General features: G+C 66.6%; 17 protein-coding genes. 7 read left to right on the forward strand and 10 right to left on the reverse strand.

Going from position 1 to position 17656, the window contains the following annotated elements:
• Positions 1-24: 24 nt before the first annotated feature.
• Complete coding sequence (locus ABD301_RS39935) at positions 25-360, reverse strand: hypothetical protein (RefSeq protein ID WP_279583349.1); 336 nt, start codon at positions 358-360, stop codon at positions 25-27.
• A gap of 198 nt (positions 361-558) precedes the next feature.
• On the opposite strand from ABD301_RS39935, the gene ABD301_RS39940 reads away from it, so the two are divergent.
• Positions 559-894 carry an RICIN domain-containing protein gene (locus ABD301_RS39940; protein WP_163573809.1) on the forward strand — a complete coding sequence of 112 codons (336 nt, stop codon included), beginning with the start codon at positions 559-561 and terminating at the stop codon, positions 892-894.
• Between the two features lie 771 nt (positions 895-1665).
• Here the strand turns inward: ABD301_RS39940 and dgoD are convergent.
• The gene (gene dgoD, locus ABD301_RS39945; RefSeq protein WP_344315229.1) at positions 1666-2811 is read right to left on the reverse strand and encodes a galactonate dehydratase; all 1146 of its coding nucleotides are present in this window, start codon (positions 2809-2811) and stop codon (positions 1666-1668) included.
• Positions 2808-3515, reverse strand: a complete 708-nt coding sequence (locus tag ABD301_RS39950) for a FadR/GntR family transcriptional regulator (RefSeq protein ID WP_344315230.1) — start codon at positions 3513-3515, stop codon at positions 2808-2810. The genes dgoD and ABD301_RS39950 overlap by 4 nt, the downstream gene beginning before the upstream one ends.
• Positions 3516-3570: 55 nt before the next feature.
• Between ABD301_RS39950 and ABD301_RS39955 the strand changes: the two genes are divergently transcribed.
• Both ABD301_RS39955 and ABD301_RS39960 read left to right on the forward strand, forming a co-directional pair.
• Positions 3571-4320 (forward strand): SDR family NAD(P)-dependent oxidoreductase, encoded by a 750-nt coding sequence (locus tag ABD301_RS39955; RefSeq protein ID WP_279583350.1) that lies wholly within the window; start codon positions 3571-3573, stop codon positions 4318-4320.
• A gap of 129 nt (positions 4321-4449) precedes the next feature.
• Positions 4450-5958 carry an FAD-dependent monooxygenase gene (locus tag ABD301_RS39960; protein WP_344315231.1) on the forward strand — a complete coding sequence of 503 codons (1509 nt, stop codon included), beginning with the start codon at positions 4450-4452 and terminating at the stop codon, positions 5956-5958.
• A 3-nt stretch (positions 5959-5961) separates the two neighbouring features.
• Here ABD301_RS39960 and ABD301_RS39965 read toward each other — a convergent pair whose 3' ends face one another.
• The gene (locus tag ABD301_RS39965; RefSeq protein WP_425552023.1) at positions 5962-7578 is read right to left on the reverse strand and encodes an acyl-CoA synthetase; all 1617 of its coding nucleotides are present in this window, start codon (positions 7576-7578) and stop codon (positions 5962-5964) included.
• A 148-nt stretch (positions 7579-7726) separates the two neighbouring features.
• Between ABD301_RS39965 and ABD301_RS39970 the strand changes: the two genes are divergently transcribed.
• The 3 genes from ABD301_RS39970 to ABD301_RS39980 all read left to right on the forward strand — a co-directional run bounded on the left by ABD301_RS39970 (position 7727) and on the right by ABD301_RS39980 (position 10779).
• Positions 7727-8899 carry an alpha/beta fold hydrolase gene (locus ABD301_RS39970; RefSeq protein WP_344315232.1) on the forward strand — a complete coding sequence of 391 codons (1173 nt, stop codon included), beginning with the start codon at positions 7727-7729 and terminating at the stop codon, positions 8897-8899.
• Between the two features lie 120 nt (positions 8900-9019).
• Positions 9020-9679, forward strand: coding sequence for a response regulator (locus tag ABD301_RS39975; protein WP_344315233.1), 660 nt, complete (start codon positions 9020-9022; stop codon positions 9677-9679).
• A complete protein-coding gene (locus ABD301_RS39980; protein WP_344315234.1) occupies positions 9676-10779 on the forward strand; it encodes a sensor histidine kinase in 1104 nt (367 codons plus the stop codon). The genes ABD301_RS39975 and ABD301_RS39980 overlap by 4 nt, the downstream gene beginning before the upstream one ends.
• 20 nt (positions 10780-10799) lie before the next feature.
• Here ABD301_RS39980 and ABD301_RS39985 read toward each other — a convergent pair whose 3' ends face one another.
• The 3 genes from ABD301_RS39985 to ABD301_RS39995 are packed head-to-tail and all read right to left on the reverse strand — an operon-like array spanning position 10800 to position 13270.
• Positions 10800-11360: a hypothetical protein gene (locus ABD301_RS39985; RefSeq protein WP_344315235.1), complete on the reverse strand. Its 561-nt coding sequence runs from the start codon at positions 11358-11360 to the stop codon at positions 10800-10802.
• 54 nt (positions 11361-11414) lie between these two features.
• On the reverse strand, positions 11415-12074 hold the full coding sequence (locus tag ABD301_RS39990) for a response regulator (RefSeq protein ID WP_344315236.1): 660 nt from the start codon (positions 12072-12074) through the stop codon (positions 11415-11417).
• Entirely contained in the window at positions 12071-13270 is a 1200-nt protein-coding gene (locus tag ABD301_RS39995) for a sensor histidine kinase (RefSeq protein WP_163573817.1), read from the reverse strand. The genes ABD301_RS39990 and ABD301_RS39995 overlap by 4 nt, the downstream gene beginning before the upstream one ends.
• A gap of 80 nt (positions 13271-13350) precedes the next feature.
• On the opposite strand from ABD301_RS39995, the gene ABD301_RS40000 reads away from it, so the two are divergent.
• Positions 13351-13833: a DUF4188 domain-containing protein gene (locus ABD301_RS40000; protein ID WP_163573818.1), complete on the forward strand. Its 483-nt coding sequence runs from the start codon at positions 13351-13353 to the stop codon at positions 13831-13833.
• A 9-nt stretch (positions 13834-13842) separates the two neighbouring features.
• Here the strand turns inward: ABD301_RS40000 and ABD301_RS40005 are convergent, their stop codons facing one another.
• The 3 genes from ABD301_RS40005 to ABD301_RS40015 all read right to left on the reverse strand — a co-directional run.
• Positions 13843-14817, reverse strand: coding sequence for a chitinase (locus ABD301_RS40005; protein ID WP_344315237.1), 975 nt, complete (start codon positions 14815-14817; stop codon positions 13843-13845).
• Entirely contained in the window at positions 14814-17042 is a 2229-nt protein-coding gene (locus tag ABD301_RS40010; protein ID WP_344315238.1) for a bifunctional polysaccharide deacetylase/glycosyltransferase family 2 protein, read from the reverse strand. Before ABD301_RS40010 ends, ABD301_RS40005 begins: the two co-directional genes overlap by 4 nt.
• A 35-nt stretch (positions 17043-17077) precedes the next feature.
• A partial coding sequence (locus tag ABD301_RS40015; RefSeq protein ID WP_344315239.1) for a hypothetical protein occupies positions 17078-17656 on the reverse strand: 579 nt, incomplete at its 5' end.

Raw genomic sequence — 17656 nt, forward strand, 5'->3', positions numbered from 1 at the left:
GATATAATAAGACAAGTAAGCCAATCACCTCCGGCTTACACAGAAATCGTGACAGGCTCCGCCGGTCACGATCGGCTCGACCGGCGGCGTCGACTGCTTCTTACGCCGGATCGTGACCCCAACATCGCCCTCATGCTTGACATATTCCCTGGCCACATTCGCGATCGTCTGCGGGTCGACTCCGACCTTCTCGGCGACCGCGCGCCGGCCCGGCGGCTCACCAACACCCTCGTCCAACTCCAACAGGATCCGCGAGCGCCGTACCTCCTGCGCCGGATGCACGCCGGTCCGCACGGTCCGCGTCAGCCACTCACGATCCTCAGCACTCAACCTCACCGACGGCAAACTCGACCTCGCCATGACACCCTCTGGTAGCAGATAGGGAAAAGACTGCCACGAACGGTCTACCGCAACAACGACGAATTTTAGCGGCGACACTCTAGTATTCGAGGCAGGTTGAAATCCTTGCGAACTTCGTGGCTAACGGAGTAGGTTCGCGCTCTCGCGCCAGGGCACGGCTGAACTCACATCAGGTGCGGACATTATCCAGGAGGAAACATGCTTGTGACACTGAGGAAGATTGCCGCCGTCGGCTTAATTGCTTTCCTGACCGTTCTTGGCGGAACCGCGACGGCGTCCGCACAGCCGAACGCCGCTGTGCGCAGGATTCATAATATGAACACCGGCAGGTGTATCGACGACAGCGACTTCGGATTCCGTACCAATGCCTGCAACAGGTCCGCCTTCCAGCAGTGGACATTCTTCCAGGAAGGGATTGGAGGTTATCAATTCAGGAACGCTGACACCGGCCGCTGCATCGACGACAGCGACTTCGGATTCCGCACCAACGTCTGCAACTTCAAAATGTACCAGACCTTCTTCGACACACTGTAACGAGAACGGGTTTTTTCTGGCTGTGGTTGTCAGTAGCGGGTTGGCCGACGACCGGTCGCACCCAAACTAGGCGCCGCAAATCGGGATGCTGACGCTGGCGCCAACACAGCAATGGGGGCAAGGGCATTTGATCGTCGGACACCCAGGTTGCTCTTCGCCGGGATCTCCCCCATGACAGAGCGACCCTTCGCCACGTGGCGAAGGGTCGCTCTGTCATTTACTGCCGGGGTAACTTTGCCCGGATCAGCGCGTCACATGCCGCGTTGATTCTGTTGGCCACCTCATTGACGTCCGCACCGACAACAGCAACCCACAGCGCGCCGTTTGGCCCGGCCGTCAGCGTCGCCGAGGGATGATCTGGCTTGGACGGTGCGGAGCCGCGTCTGCGGCCGGTTCCGGCCGTTGCAACACCCGTTAAGGGAGTTCCGATGGCGCATTAGCGGGCCGATATGCAGGTGGCGCGGCCAAAAACGGCGAAGCTGGCCGGCCGCCGTGTTGCGCGATGTGGTGACGGCGCGGCTGGAGACGAACTGGTCGCCGGAGCAGATCAGTGTCAGGCTGAAGCAGGATTTCCCTGACCGGGCGGAGATGTGGTGTCACCAGAGACGATCTATGTCACTGGGAGAGTGACCTGATCATCGGCACCCTCAGCGGCTCGGTGATCGGCATCTTGGTCGAGCGCGCCACCCGGGTTCGTGATGCTGCTCCACCTGCCCGAACGCCACGACGCGGCCACTGTCCGGGACCGGATCATCGCCGCGGTCGGCGAAATTACCATTCGGCGAAGGAGCCGTCGGGGTGGCGCCAGAGGGGGCCGCGCCATGCGGCCGTGGAGTCCGCGGCGCGGCGTACGGCGGCCTCGTCGACGTCGATGCCCAGGCCTGGGCGGTCGGTGCGTACGGCGTGGCCGTCGATGAAACGGAAAAGGGACGGGTCGACGAGATAATCCAGGATTTCGGTGCCGTGGTGGTAGTGGATGCCCAGGCTTTGTTCCTGGATCAGGAAATTCGGGGTAGCGAAGGCCACCTGCAGGCTGGCGGCCAAGGAAATAGGGCCGAGTGGGGAGTGTGGGGCCAGGTGGGCGTTGAAAACCTCGGCGAGCGAAGCGATCCGGCGCACTTCGGAAATTCCGCCGGCATGGGCGAGATCTGGTTGTACGACAGCGATCCCGGCTTGCAGGGCCGGCAGGAAATCGGTACGGGAGAACAGTCGTTCGCCGGTGGCGATCGGGATCTGGCTGGCCGCCACCACTGACGCGAGGGCGCTCACGTGCTCGGGAAGCACTGGTTCCTCAACGAAAAGTGGGTGCGATTCGGCGAGCAGCGGCAGCAGTCGGCGGGCGTTGGCGGCGGTGACCCGGCCGTGGAAGTCGATCGCGAAATCGCGGGCGTCGCCCAGGATCGTACGGGCGATGGCGGCTCGTTCGACGACGGCGGACGTGTCGGCGCGGGTGGCGATCGGGCCGAGGCGGCCGGAGGCGTTCATCTTGATCGCGGTGAAACCGGCCTCCACCTGCGCGGTGATCGACTCGGCCAGCTCGGCCGGCTCGTCGCCGCCGACCCAACCGTAGACGCGTACGAGGTCGCGGACCGGACCGCCGAGCAAGGAATGCACCGGAGCGTCCCGCGCTTTTCCAGCGATATCCCAAAGTGCCTGGTCAAGACCGGCGACCGCGCTGGACCGGACCGGCCCGCCGCGGTAGAAACCGGCCTTGGTCATCACCTGCCAGTGGTCCTCGATGCGCAGGGGATCGGTGCCGATGATCAGCTCGGCCAGCTCGTCGACGGCGGCGCGTACGACGTCGACGCTGCCCTCCAAGGTCGGCTCGCCCCACCCGATCAGGCCCTCGTCGGTCTCTACCCGGCAGAACAGCCAGCGTGGCGGTACGGCGAAGGTCTCGACCCGGGTGATTTTCACGAACGTGCCGCCGCGGCGTCCTGCGCGGCCACGTCCAGGAGGTGCCGCATCGCGGTCTGGGCGCGGTCCGGATCCGCGTCTCGGATGGCTTCGACGACCGCACGGTGAACCGGGACCGGGTCCGCCGCCGGTCCACTGTGGACCATCTGGTCACGGCGAGCCAGCCCAGCCTGCAGGACCATCTCCAGCCGGAGCATCAGGTCGTTATGGCTGGCCACGAACAGGGCCCGGTGGTACGAGAGGTCCGCGGCGACGGCGAGGTCCGGGTCCTGACCGGCGGCGGTCATCGCCTCGAGAGCGGCGTCCAGGGCGGCCAGGTCCTCGTCCGTACGACGGGAGGCCGCCAGCTGGGCGCACGAGGGCTCCAAAGCGGCCCGCACTTCGCCCAGCTCGGCCAGGAACTGGTCGCTGACCACGGGAGCCTGCCAGTGCAGTACGTCGCCGTCCAGCAGGTTCCAGTCGGACCGTGGGCGTACGAACGTGCCGCGCTTGGGACGGGCGTCTACCAGGCCTTTCGCGGACAGCACCCGCATCGCCTCGCGTAACACGGTGAGGCTCACGTCGAGTTCCTGCTGCAGCGCGGCCGTGTCGATGATCGTGCCGGGCGGCACGCTGCCTCCGACGATCCGGCGGGCGATGGTCTCCACCGTCTGGCCGTGCACACCGCGAGTGGAGTAGGGAGCCACCTGCGCCTCCTGTCTCACTCCGTGGATGATTAATTATGAATATATATTGGCCGGGTCGTCCCTGGAGGAAACTGTGGGTCTCTCTGACCGTGTGGTCGTGGTCACCGGTGGCGCGAATGGCATCGGCCGGGCGGTCGCCGAGGTCGCGGTCCGCGACGGCGCCCAGGTCACGATCGTGGACGTCGACGCGGCCGCCGGCGAGGCGACCGCGGTGGATCTGGGCGTGAGCTTCCGGCGGCTCGACATCACCGACGGCGCGGCGGTCGCGGTGGTGTTCGGCGAGATTGTCGACGCGTACGGCCGGATCGACGTGCTCATCAACAACGCCGGCCGCAACGCGTACTTCGACCCGGTCGAGATGACCGAACAGGACTGGGACGACGTTTTCGCCCTCGATCTGAAGGCGTCCTGGCTCTGCGCGAAGCACGCGCTGCCGTCGATGCTGGCTCAGCGCCGCGGCTCGATAGTGAACATCTCGTCGCTGCATTCGCGGTTGACGACGGCCGGCATGTTTCCTTATGCGGCGGCGAAATCCGGCCTCATAGGGTTGACGCGGAGCCTGGCTCTGGAGGTGGCCGACCGGGGCGTACGAGTGAATGCCGTCAGCCCTGGCTACACCCGGACCGCGGTCATGCAGGACTTTCTGGACCGCTCGCCGGATCCCGACGTGGAGCGCCGGATCCTGGACGTACACCCGCTCGGCCGGATCGCGGACCCACTGGAGATCGCCGAGGTGGTCTGCTTCCTGGCCTCCGACGCGGCCTCTTTCGTCACCGCCGCCGAATGGCGCGTCGATGGCGGTCTCGGTGCCCGCTTCGCTTGACTTTGATGGATTGCCGTACGGCGTCGACAGGAATGAGCCTTATTGCCTCAACGTGCAAGCCCTCTTCCATTCACTACGATGGTAGTAGTACGGTAGCAGCAGAAGCATTGCCGCGACCGAAGGAACGCCATGACATCCAAGAAACCGGAGCACTCCGCCGACCAGGTCGTCATCGTCGGCGCCGGACCGACCGGCCTGATGCTCGCCGCCGAGTTGGCGCTGGCCGGCGTCGCCTGCCGGGTGCTGGAAAAGCGCGACCACCAGGCGAACATCACCCGGGCCTTCGGCATCGGCCCTCGTACGCTCGAGCTGCTCGACGCCCGTGACCTGGCGCAGAACCTGATCCCGAATGGCAACAAGATCCCGCAGGGCCAGTTCGGCGCCCGGGCCGGCTTCGAGCTGACCGTCATCGACAGCCGGTTCAACTACATGCTGATCGTGCCGCAGAGCGGCACCGAGAAAATGCTGGAAGAGCACTGCCGCGAACTCGGGGTGCCGATCGAGCGCGGCGCCCAGGTCGAGGGCCTGACCCAGCGCGATGACGGCGTAGATGTGCAGGTCAGCGGGCCGGACGGGAGCCGAACAATCCGGGCCTCGTACGTGGTGGGTTGCGACGGCGCGCACAGCGTGGTCCGGGACGCGATCGGTGTCGACTTCATCGGCAAGCGGTACGACACGCAGCTCACCCTCGCGGACGTGAAGCTCACCCGCCCACCCGGCGACACGGTTTTCGCCCGCGTCAGCAACGACGGTGTGCAGCTCTTTATCCCGTACGGCGACGGATACCACCGTTCGGTGGCCTGGGATCGGCAGCGGGACAAGCTGCCGATCGACGAGCCGATCACGCTCAAGGAGCTCCAGGACGCCGCCCTGCGCATGACCGGCGAGGATTTCGGCATCACCGAGATCCGCTGGTCCACCCGTTTTCTCAGCGAGCGCAAGCAAGCCGCGCATTACCGAGTCGGTCGGGTGCTGCTGGCCGGCGACGCCGCCCACGTCCACTCGCCGATTGGCGCGCAGGGCATGAACACCGGGATTGGCGACGCTTTCAACCTGGGCTGGAAAATCGCCGCGGTGGTCCACGGGACAGCGCCGGCGTGGCTGCTGGACACGTACGAATCCGAGCGGCACCCGGTGGGCGAGAAGATCCTGAAATTCACCGACCGGCTGATCCGGATGACCTTGATCCGGTCCAAGGCCGCGCTCGGCATGATCCAGGGGGCGATGGCGATGGTGGCCAAGAACGACGCGCTGATTTCCAAGCCACGGAACCTCTTCGCCGGCATCAGCATCGCGTACGAACCACATGGCCAGCACCCGCATCCGCTGGCCGGCAAGCGAGCGCCCGATATCGAGGTCGGCGGCCACCGGTTGTACGAGGCGTTGCGCGGCGGCCGGTTCGTGCTGGTGGACTCCACTGTGGACGGTGCGGCCGCCCGGACCGCGGACCGGCGCTGGGGCGACCGAGTGCAGACCCTCGCGGGTCGGATAGACAGCACCAAAAAGCTGCCGGCGCTGATGCTCGTACGCCCCGACGCTTACGTGGCCTGGGCCAGCGATTCGGTGGAATCGGGTTCGGTGGCAGCGGTGCTCGACGAATGGTGTGGCGCACCAAGGGCCGAAAAGGTCAGTCCTTGACCATTATTCCTCGTCGTATTCGGCGAGTTTGCGTTTGAGGACCTTGCCGGTCGCGTTCCGGGGAAGTTCGTCGAGGAAGATCACCTCGCGCGGCACCTTGTGCCGGGCGAGGTTGGCTTTCACGTACGCCTTCAGGCTCTCGGCGTCGACATTTCCGGTGATCACCACGAAAGCCCGCAGTCGCTGCCCGAAATCCTTGTCTGGCACGCCGACAACGGCTGCGTCCGACACGTCTTCGTGGTCCAGCAGGAGATTCTCCACCTCGATCGGGTAGACGTTCTCGCCGCCGGAGACGATCATGTCGTCGTCCCGGCCGTCCACGAAAAGCAGCCCGGCCTCGTCGAAATGGCCCACGTCACCGCTGGAAAGCAAGCCGTCAATGGCAGCTTTGTTGCCGCCGTCGGTGTAGCCGGAGAAACTCAGCTCGCTGCCGACGAAAATCCGGCCGGTGACGTTCGGCTCGGTGACCCGCTGGCCGTCCTTGTCGTAAAGCCGGACTTCGCAGCCGTGCGGTGCCCTACCGACCGTGCCCGGCGCCTGCTGCCATTCGTTGGGAGTGGCGATGGACGCCACCGCGATCTCGGTCGAGCCGTACAAGTTGTAAAGCACCGGGCCGAAGTTCTTGATGATTCGGTTGCCCAGGTCCGGCGAGAGCGCGGAGCCGGCGGCGAAAATGATCCGCAGTCTGCCGGTGTCGTAGCGTTTGAGCACGCCCGGGCCGAGGTCCAGGATGCGGCTGAGCATCGTCGGCACGACCACCAGCGCCGTACATCGGAATTCCTCCAGCGCCTGCAAAGTGGCCTCCGGATCGAACCGGCGGCGGACCACGATGGTGGAACCGAGCGCGAGATTGAGGACGAACTGGGAGAAACCGGTGCCGTGGAACATCGGCGCCGCCAGCATCGTGCACTCGCCGGTCCGCCACGGGATCCGCTCCAGGAAATGCGCGGCCGCGAACGGTGACCGGATCTCCCGCGGCGCGCCCTTCGGGGTGCCGGTGGTGCCACTGGTCAGCAGAATCAGCCCGCCCGGCCGGGGCGGCACCGGCACGGCCTTGTCGCTGTTGTTGGCGATCAGGTCGTCCAGGGTGGTGGCCCGGACGGCCTCGTCGTCCTCCGCCCACGCTAGATACCGTCGTACGCGATCGGGCAGCGCGTCCATAAGACCAGCGAACTCGTGGTCGTAGACGGCCGCGCTGACGTTCTCCCGCTCGGACACGTCGGCCAGCGCCGGGCCGGAGAAGCCGGTGTTCATCAGCAGCAGCCGGGCGCCGAGCTTGCCAGCGGCCAGCATCGCGAGCACCAGCCAGCGATGGTCCCGGCAGAGCACCGCGATCACGTCACCCTCGGCGAGCCCGTCGTCGTGCCAGCCGCGGGCCAGCGCGTTGGACTGCCGGTCCAGCTGCCCGTACGTCAGCTGACCCCGCTCGTCCACGATGGCCAGCGCATACGGGTCCCGCTCCATCGAGATGGTGGCGGCGCCGACGATCGGGCCCCAGCGGCGCATGGCCAGCAGCGCCTTCACGCCGGTGTCCGGCCGGCTCAGCACCATCAGCCCGGCGCGCCTCATCACATCGACGCTGTGCAGCACGTTCGGGACCCGGGCGGCCAGCGCCGGCAGCTCGCGCAACCGGTTCGGCAGCTCGGAAAGTCGCGTCAACAAAGGCACTCCCGCGGTTGGTCCCGGCCTCGCAGGGTTCTGACATTACCTGCTGGGACACTGTCGCTGGTATACGGTTGCCCCCGCTGGCCCGGGAGAAGGAGTGGCGATGCTAACTACGCCCGAGCAGGTGCTTAAGGCAGCGAGCAATCTCACTGCGGTGGTGACCGGCGGCGGGCTCGCCGACACCCGGCCGGTGCCGCGGATGCTGATTGACTCCGGCCCCAAACGCTCGGTTTACCGGCTCGCTCCCGGCCGCGGCGACGTGCCCGACGACGCGCCGCCGGTGCTGCTGATTCCGCCGCTGGCGGTGCCGGCCTTCTGCTTCGACCTGCGGCGCGGCTGCAGTATGGCCGAGCACCTCGTCGACCGTCGCCGTCGCGCGTACCAACTCGATTACGGCAGCATCGCCTTCTCCGACCGTCGCCTGGGCATCGAACACTGGATTGACGAGGTGCTGCCGCGGGCGATCACTGCGGTCAGCGCCGACGCCGACGACCGGCCCGTCCATCTGGTCGGCTGGTGCCTGGGCGGCATCTTCGCGCTGCTGGTCGCCGCCGACCGCAACGACCTGCCGATCGCGTCCATCACCACCATCGCCAGCCCCATCGACTTCACCGCGATCCCGCTGGTCGCGCCGGCCCGGCCACTCATCGACGTGGCCGGCGGTCGGGCCTTCACGGCCCTCTACCGGGTTCTTGGCGGCGCGCCATCACCGCTGGTCAAGAGGGTTTTCCAGCTCACCGGCTTCGAGAAATACCTGACCAAGCCGATCGCCATCATGACCCACCTGGACGACACCGAGTTCCTCGCCCAAATCGAGGCCGTGGACCGTTTCACCGCCAACATGGCGGCCTACCCCGGCCGGACGTTCGGCCAGATGTATCACCGTTTCTTCCGTTCCAACGACCTCGCCGACGGTGTCCTGGACCTGGAGGGTCGGCTGATCGCGCTGGCGGACGTACGGGTGCCCGTCCAGGTCATCGCCGGCGAAGGCGACACGATCGCACCGAAGCTGTCCGTCCATCGGGTCGTCGACGTGCTGGAGAATTCTCCGGACGTACGGTTCGATGTCTGCCCCGGTGGCCACCTTGGCGTCCTGACCGGGCGGCGGGCTCGGACGACCACGTGGGACGTAGTCGACGGGTTCCTAGACGAGAAATCCGCCGAAAAGCCAGCGGTGGCGAAGAAGACTGGCGCCAAGAAAGCCGTGGCCAAGAAAGCCGTGGCCAAGAAAGCGCCGGTCGCGAAGAAAACCGCCGCGAAGCGTACGACGTCCTAACTCCTGACCGACCCCGTCTTTTGGCTGGAGTGGATCCGTCCGGCGGCGGCAACCTGGGTGCTGGGCGGGCGATCGTCGTACGAATGTGATGACATGGCCTCCAGAGCAAGGGGAGCGGCTGTGATTCGGGTTGTGGTCGTCGATGACGAAGCGTTGGTAAGGATGGGGTTCAGCCACATCCTGGACGCGGCCGGCGACATCGAGGTGGTGGCGGCGGTGGACGGCCGGGAGGCCGCCAGCCAGGTCCGGGAGCATCAGCCTGACCTGGTGTTGCTCGACATCCGGATGCCGGGCGTCGACGGGCTGACCGTGCTGGCCCAGCTCCGCGCGATGCCCCAGCCGCCGATTGTGGCGATGCTGACCACCTTCGACTCGGACGAATATGTGGCGACCGCGCTGCGTAGTGGAGCGAACGGTTTTCTGCTCAAGGACACCGAACCGGGTCAGTTGGCTCATCTCGTACGAGCGCTCGCCGGCGGTGAGGTGGTGTTGTCCAGCAAAGTCACCAAAACCGTGGTGGACGGATATCTCGGCGACGCGGTGGATCCGGCCACCGCCAGTCGGTTGGCGCGGCTCAGTGACCGCGAACACGAGGTGTTGTTGCTGATCGCGGAGGGGTTGCCGAACGCGGAGATCGGCAGCCGGATGCATTTGAGCGTGGGTACGGTCAAGGACCACGTCAGTGCGATCCTGACGAAACTGGAGGTCGGCAACCGGGTGCAGGCCGCGTTGCTGGCCGAGCGGGCCGGTTTGTTGCGGTCCGGGCGGGAAAAGTCGTGAAACTGCGGCCGCTGCATCCGATCGTCATCGACCTCGCGTTTCTCGCGGTCGCGGTGACCGACGCGGCCATCAACATCGATCCGACCGATCTGCTGGGCAACGCCAGCATGGGCTTGGCTTGCGTCGCACTGATTTTCCGGCGACGCTGGCCGCTGATCGTTTTCCTCCTGACACTGCCGGCCGCGCTGCTGTCCACCGGGATTTTCGCGTCACTGATCGCGATTTACACGCTTGCCTCGCTGACCCGGCGACGGCCTATTCTGATAGCCGGTGGGGTCGCGCTGATCGCCTGCTACACCCTGCCGTGGCCGCCGCCGCCCTTCACCAGCGTGAGCGGCTTCGACACGATCATCACCCTCGGATATGCGGTCGCGCTGGCGATGGCGCCGGCGCTGCTCGGCCAACTGGTGCAGGCCCAGCGGGATCTTTCGCTGCGGCTGAAGGAGATCTCCGAAGCGCAGGAGCACCAGCGGCTGCTGACCACCCAAACCGTGCTGGCCAAGGAACGTGCCCAGCTGGCCCGCGAAATGCACGACGTGGTGTCCCACCAGGTCAGCCTGATAGCTGTGCGCGCCGGTGCGCTGCAGGTGCGTACGAACGATCCGGAAACCAAGGAAGCCGCCACCACCATCCGTCAGCTCAGCGTCAACACGCTCGACGAGCTGCGCCACATGGTCACCGTGTTGCGCGCTTCCGGCAGCCTGCCGACCGACCTCACTCCGCAGCCCACCATCGGCGAGCTGGCGCAGTTGGTGGCCGGCAGCGGAATTTCCGCGACGCTGGAGGCGGACCTGCCGGACGATGTGAGCCCACCCGTGCAGCGGGCGGTTTACCGTACGGTCCAGGAAGCCCTGACCAACGTTCGCAAACACGCGCCCGGCGCCGACGCCGCCGTGCGGGTGTGGGCGGAGAACGGCGATATTCGGGCCACCGTCACGAATACTCCGCCAACCCGGCCGATGCTCGCGCTGCCGGGCTCCGGGCACGGCCTGCTGGGCCTGCGTGAGCGCGCCGAACTTCTGGGCGGCACCATCGAGTCCGGCCCGACCGGCGACGACGGCTACCGAGTCCAGCTACGCCTTCCGCAGAAGAAGCCCTGAACCCGGCAGCCGTCGATGCGTCAGTTGCCGCCGGAGGCGAGCTGACCGTCAGAGGGGACCTGGTCCGGCGCTGGGGCGCCATCAGCGGCGGCGCCGCTCTGCGCACCGTTGATCTGCGAGTTGGCCGAGCTGAGCTCGCTGTCGGTCACGCTGCCGTTGCGGATTTTGGTGGTCAGGCCGGAAAGGTACGCCCCGGCCTTGTCGAGCGGGGCGACCAGCTTGCAGAGTGTCGGGCTGGACTCGGCGTCCGCCTTCGCGACCTTGAGCTCGTGGATAGTGAAGGCGGCCGCCAGCGCGCCCTTGATCAGCGCGGTGATCCGGCCCTTCTGACCCTTGGAGAAGGCGTTTGCCTTGTACGGCTTCCAAATCCAGTGGTGGAAGGCGCCGAAGGCGAGGCCCGCGTGCAGCACGAACTTGGTCTTGTCGAACTTGATGCTGCCCACGCTCTGGCAGCCCGCGCCAGCCGGCGCGGTCGAGCTGCTGCTGGCGGTGGTCGCCTTGGGGCCGCAGCCGCTCAACCCGAGTGTCAACGCGGTCGCGAGCGCGACCACGGTCAGAACTATCCGGTTCCTGCCGACCATATTTCCCCCCACAAAGACGAATGGCGATCAGCTGCACGGTATCGCAGGCGGTCCTCAGGCCGGTCCGTCGACCAGCCCGTTTTCCCAGGCCCACGCGGCGATCGCGGTCCGGTTTCGTACGTCGATCTTGCGTTGCAGGCTCGCGACATGCGTTTTCACCGTACCCAGCGCGATGAACAGCTCGGCCGCGATGTCCGCGTTGGTCTTCCCACGGGCCACCAGTCGCAGCACGTCGGTCTCCCGCTCGGTCAGCTGTTCGGGGAGTGCTCGTCCGGCGCCGGCGACCGGCTGAGTGAGGTGCTTGAGCAACCGTACGGTCACCGACGGGCTGATCAGCGTGTCGCCGCTGACCGCCGCTCGGACCGCCTCCACCAGCAGCGCCGGGCCGGCGTCCTTGAGCAGGAAGCCGCAGGCGCCGTTGCGGAGCGCGGTGTAGACGTACTCATCCAGGTCGAAGGTCGTGACGACGACGACTCGCATCGGGTCGGTGACGCCAGGGCCGGCCAGTAGCCGGGTGACCTCCAGACCATCCAGCCGCGGCATCCGGATGTCGGCCAGCACGACGTCCGGGCGCAGCCGGCGGGCCAGCTCCACGGCCGCCGCGCCGTCGGCCGCCTCGCCGACCACGTCAATGTCCGGTTGTGCGTTCAGGATCAGCGTGAACCCCGTTCGCACCATGTCCTGATCGTCCGCGACGACGACTCGAATGCTCACCCGAGCCTCCGTTCGATCGGCAGCCGTGCCAGCACCCGCCAGCCGGCCGGCTCGCGGGGTCCGGCGGCCAGCGTGCCACCGACGGTCTCCACCCGCTCGGTCAGCCCGATCAACCCGTAGCCACCACTGTGCTGCTCGCCGCCCGCGCGTACGCCGTCGTTGTCGACCACCACCTCCAGCTCACCTTCCTGGTGATGCACTCGTACGTCCACAGTGGACGCGTGCGGGGCGTGCTTGCGGACGTTTGTCAGTGCTTCCAACACGATCCGGTACGCCGAAGTGGTGACCTCCGGGGGCAAGTCGTCGTCCACACCGGACCCAAGGTCGAGCCGCGCGGTGGCCCGGCCACTGCCGGAAAATCGCTCGACCATCTCCGGCAGGTCCGCCACACCATGCGCCGGCGTACGCGCCTGGGCATCATCACCGTCGGGGACATCGCGCAGCATCCGTACGGTCCGGCGCAGTGAGGCGAGCGCGGCGGTGCCCGCGTCCTCGATGCGACGCAACGCCTGCGCGGCCAGCACCGGGTCGGTTTCGGCGACCACCTGCGAGGCCTGCGCTTGGACGATGATCCCGCTGACGTGGTGCGCGACGAAATCGTGCAGGTCACGGGCCAGTTCCAGGCGCTGGGCGTGCCGCATCGCGGCCAGCCACCGAGTGCGTTGCTCGTCGATATTGCGCAGATAGAGCCCCACCAGTGCGGCGATCACCGTGCCCAGGACCCACATCACCGAGCCACTGATGATGGCCGGCCCGGGATCGGTCGGGACAGCGCTGACGATCCGGACCGGCAGCGCGATGGTCGCGACAGCGGCCAGCCCGACCACCGCGTAGTTCCGCCAGCCACGCAGCCATCGCAGGTCGCAGAGGATGTAGCCAAGCAGCGCCGCGGTCTCGGTGAACGGCAGGATTCCCAGGTGCGGCCGTACCGCCAGCACCCAGCCGGTGACCGTCAGCGACACCACCGACAGCACCAAGGTGAAGGCCGCCAGCCACGACCGCCCGCGCGGCCACGCCAGCGTGACCGCGATCAGCCCGGCCGCCCCGGCCAGGATCGGCACCAGCCCCGCGTTGAGCGGGTCGGCCGAGAACGGCGGCTGCGCATAAGAGGCGTCGAAGGCGAGCAGCACCACCAGCGCGACGACAATCCCGCCGGCCAGCCGCCAACTGCCGGGTCGGATTCGTACGTCGGGCATGGTGCGAGCGTACGAGCCTTGACAAATGGAGAGTGACGCTATCCAATAATGGGCAGCGAAGCTATCCATTAGGAGATGTCATGGGTGCGAAGGTGTACAAGGGACGTTGGACGGCCGAGGTCGACCAGGACACGGTCGTTTTCCTGCTCGGGATGCGCTTCAACCGCCTCCGGGCCGTCACCAAATGGGTCCCGGCCCTGGTGGCGATGCCGAAAATGCTGCGGGAGCTGGCGCAGGACCCGGACAGTGGTCTTCTTGGCTGGCACATGTCCGTTGGCTGGCGCACGATTTCGCTGATCCAATACTGGAAAAGTGTCGATCAGCTGACGCATTACGCTGGCGATGCCCAAAAAGCGCACCGGCCGGCCTGGTTGGCGTATTTCCGGAACGCGTTCAAGGGCGGCTCCGTCGGCTTCTGGCACGAGACGTACGTGGTGTCGCCGGGCACGCACGAGCAGATTTACCTGAATATGCCCGGATACGGCTTGGGCGCGGCAACGTCGCTGGTCGAGGTGGGGAAAGCGAAGAACACGGCCCGGGAGCGGCTGGGTCAGGTCGCCTAGTCGGAGTTGTCAACCGCGGTAGTGACCGAAGAGGACTGAATACGCGTACGGGCGTTGGCTGACGCCGCTGCAGGCGGGCGCCGCGTTGGCGGGTTGGCCGGTGGGGCAGGGCAGGTCGCGGTTCATCGACCAAAACGACAACCAGCCGTAGTGATTCTTCTGGGCCGCGGATACCAGGACGCCAGCGTCGCCGGTGCCGAAAACCTCTGACGGTACGTCGTTGACGCCGATCATCACGGTAACCGCCACCATCCGCCAGGTTTGGGCGGGCGACTTGGCCGGCCAGATCCGCGCGAGGTCGGCCTGAGTGGCGGTGGCGGCATCGACCGCCACCTGGCCCATGTCCGATTCCGCGCCGCCATAGTCCATGGCCATGATGTTGACCGCGTCCACCGCGATATTGGCGGTAGCTGCCTGCTGTAGCAAGGAAACTCCGCGGGTGGCCAGGCCGGTACGGCCGGTCGGGAGAGTGAATGAGACCCGCAGTTCCGCCTTTGCCTGGAGCTTCTTGATGGCCTGGATCCGGCGCTGATTGGCCTCGTCGTCCTTGAGGGCGTCGCCTTCGATGTCGAAGTCGACCGCGGTGATGCCGTACGCGCTGATGACCTTTTGGTACGCGGCAGCCAAATCGTCGACGGTGTCGCAAGCCTGGGCCAGTTCGGTGCCGTCCGCGCCGCCGAAGGACAGTCGTACGTTCCCGCCGCCGCTGCGGAAGTCTCGTATTGACGCAGCCAAAGTTGGGTTCGCGTACGGCCCGCCGTCGCTGTCCCAGGTGGGCTGGCAGTCGTCCGAGCCGACCACGAAACCGAGCGTGAACCAGCGCGTACCGGACTGTTTCGCGAGCGCCGGCAGGTTCGGCGGATGGGTGGAATCCACCTCGTAGAAAGGTGCGAAGGCGTCCGTACGGTCAATCGCCGGGATTTCTGGCACGCAGCCGGCAGTGAGTGCCGCCAGTGCGAGCATCGAGGCCAGTCGGTATTTCATCGCGTCGAACTCGGAGCGACAGCGGCACCGAAGCGGCGCAGCTTGTGCCAGCGCAGCCTGGTGCCGGCCAGCGCGGTCACGATGGACTGGATGATGATCGCGTACATTAGCTGCCGATAAACGAACTGCTGCAGTGGCAGTGCCCACAGTGGGCCGAATTTTTCCCGGTCCAAACGGAAAGCGAGGATCGCGCCGACGAACTGCAGGGCCAGCATCGCCACCCAGCCCACCGCGGTGGTCACCGGGTTGAAGAAGACCAGCCCGTCGACGGCGAGAATGTCGATCAGTGGCGCGAAAACCGGCAGCACGACCTGGAAGAGCGCGAGGCCGAGCAGCCCGAGCCGGCCGAACCGGCCGGACGCGCCGCGTTCGACGATCGCCCGGCGGTGCTTCCACATCGCCTGCATAGTCCCGTAACTCCACCGATAGCGCTGGCGCCACAACTGCCCAACAGACGTCGGCGCTTCGGTCCAGCCTCGCGCGGTTTCCTCATAGACCACCTGCCAGCCGGCCCGGCACAGCGCCATCGTCAGGTCGGTGTCCTCGGCCAGCGTGTCGTCGCTCATTCCGCCGACCTCGACCAGCGCGGACCGTCGGAACGCCCCGCAGGCGCCAGGAACTGTGGGCATGCATTGCAAAACGTCGTACATCCGGCGATCGATGTTGAAGCCGATGACGTATTCCACGTGCTGCCAGCGAGCCACCATCCGAGCCCGGTTGGCGACCTTGACATTGCCGGCGACCGCGCCGACCTTCGGGTCCGCGAACGGCCGGATCAGCCGACCGATGGTCGCAGCCTCAAAGACCGTGTCTCCGTCGAGCATCACGACGAGGTCGTGCCGAGCCAGCTCAAGCCCGTGGTTCAACGCGTTTGCCTTGCCGCCGTTGGGAATGCTCACCACCCGTACGTCTGGCAACGCCAGCGCCCTGGCGATCTGGGCGGTCCCGTCGGTCGAGCCGTCGTCAATGACGATCACCTCGATTTCCGGGTGAGCACTGGCCGCCAATGATTGTAGGGTTTGCGCGATGCCCTCTTTTTCGTTGTACGCCGGCACGATCACCGACACTGGGTCGGTCGTGGGCGGACCCCAGTTCCAACCCGGTCGATGTCGTTTACGGGCGTGCCGCCAGGCGATGATCATCATCAGCACGAGCCGGATGACCACCAGAACTCCGACAATGCCAAGCAGAACAAGCAGCGTGGCCACGATACCGTCGGCGATCCGGGCGGCCAGCGACAGGCCCCAGCCGCGCCAGTGATCGACCGCGGAAGCCGGTGCGTCGGTCCGTTTCTTCTCGTCCGCGACGGAAACTCCGGTGGCAGCGGCGAGTGCTTCGGTGACCGTACGGAAGGCGTAACCTCGAGACTGCAAGGCCGGGATCAGTTTGTTCAACGCCTGTACGGTTTCGCTGCGGTCACCGCCGGCGTCGTGCATCAGGATGATCGCGCCGTCGGTGTTGTCGGGCGTCGCGTTCCGGATGATTTTGCTGACCCCAGGCCGTTCCCAGTCCAGGCTGTCGCGGTCGGTGAGGACGGTCAGATAGCCATGTCGGCCGACATCCTGCACCACTGACCAGTCGTCGTTGTCCAATGCCGACGCACTGGACGAATAAGGCGGCCGAAGCAGCGCCGACGTGGTGCCGGTGGCGCCGGCGATCGCCAGTTGGGTACGGGAAAGCTGGTCCTGCCGATCGGCGGGGGATAGTTGGGTGAGGTCCGGGTGGCTGAAGGTGTGGATGCCGATCTCGTTGCCGTCCGCGTGTGCTTGTTGGACCAGGCCCGGATCTTTCAACACCCGTGCGCCAACCGCGAAGAACGTCGCGTGTACGTGGTATTTCCGGAGCGTCGCGAGGATTTGCGGTGTCCATTGGGGATCGGGCCCGTCATCGAAAGTGAGCGCGACGGTTTTCGCTGGCACGGCATAAGAACGAGCGGGGGAGTGGGTGGCGTCGATCATCGAGCCGCCGTTGCGGATCGCGTCCGGCACCCGGTCGTACGCGCCGGCGGGATGCCCGGTACCGGCCTTGCCGACCGCGTTCACATAGCCCTGCACCAAAAGGACGACGACGAAGACGAGCGTCACGACGACAATCAGGAAAAGTCGTGGGCGCAGCAGAATTCGGCTGCTCGGTGGTCGCTGGGTTGGCCTGGTTTTCGGCGACTTGCTTTTTGGCGACTTGGCCCCGTGATGCGGCGGCGAGTCGGTGGTGGCCACCGTGCTCATGTCGGTTTTCCCATCCCCAGTGGATTTCTGGCACGTCAGCCGGTCGTGCTGCCGCCGGTGCCGGCCGTACCAGTGTCGGTACCGTCGGTGGTAAGGCTGGCCCCGCCAGTCGTGTCGCTGCCGCCCGTGCCATCGGTGCCGGTGGTCCCAGTGGCGTCGGTTCCGGTGGTGCCGGATCCGTCCGTGGTGCCGCCGCCGGTCGTGGTACCCGATCCGTCGGTCGTCCCGTCCGCGGTGCCCGACCCTGTTGTGTCAGAACCGGTGGTGCCCGACCCTGTTGTGTCAGAACCGGTGGTGCCAGTGCCAGTTGGATCGGTGCCGGTCGTACCAGTGCCGGTCGGGTCGGTGCCGGTGGTGCCGGAACCGGTGGTGCCGCTGCCAGTCGGGTCGGTGCCGGTGGTCCCGGAGCCATCGGTGGTGGTCCCCGACCCGTCGGTGCCGCCGGTCGTGGTGCCGGTCCCACCGGTGGTGGTGGCTGAACCGTCCGTCGTTCCGGTCGTCCCAACGGTCGTTCCGCCGGTTGTTGTGGTGTCCATCGGCACCGAGGTGCCAGCGGTGCCGCCGACGGTAGTGCCGCTGGTGCCCGGGCCGGCGGCCGCGCTGCCGCCGGAGAT

It is taken from the genome of Fodinicola feengrottensis (genome assembly GCF_039530045.1).
Taxonomy (GTDB): Bacteria; Actinomycetota; Actinomycetes; order Mycobacteriales; family HKI-0501; genus Fodinicola; species Fodinicola feengrottensis.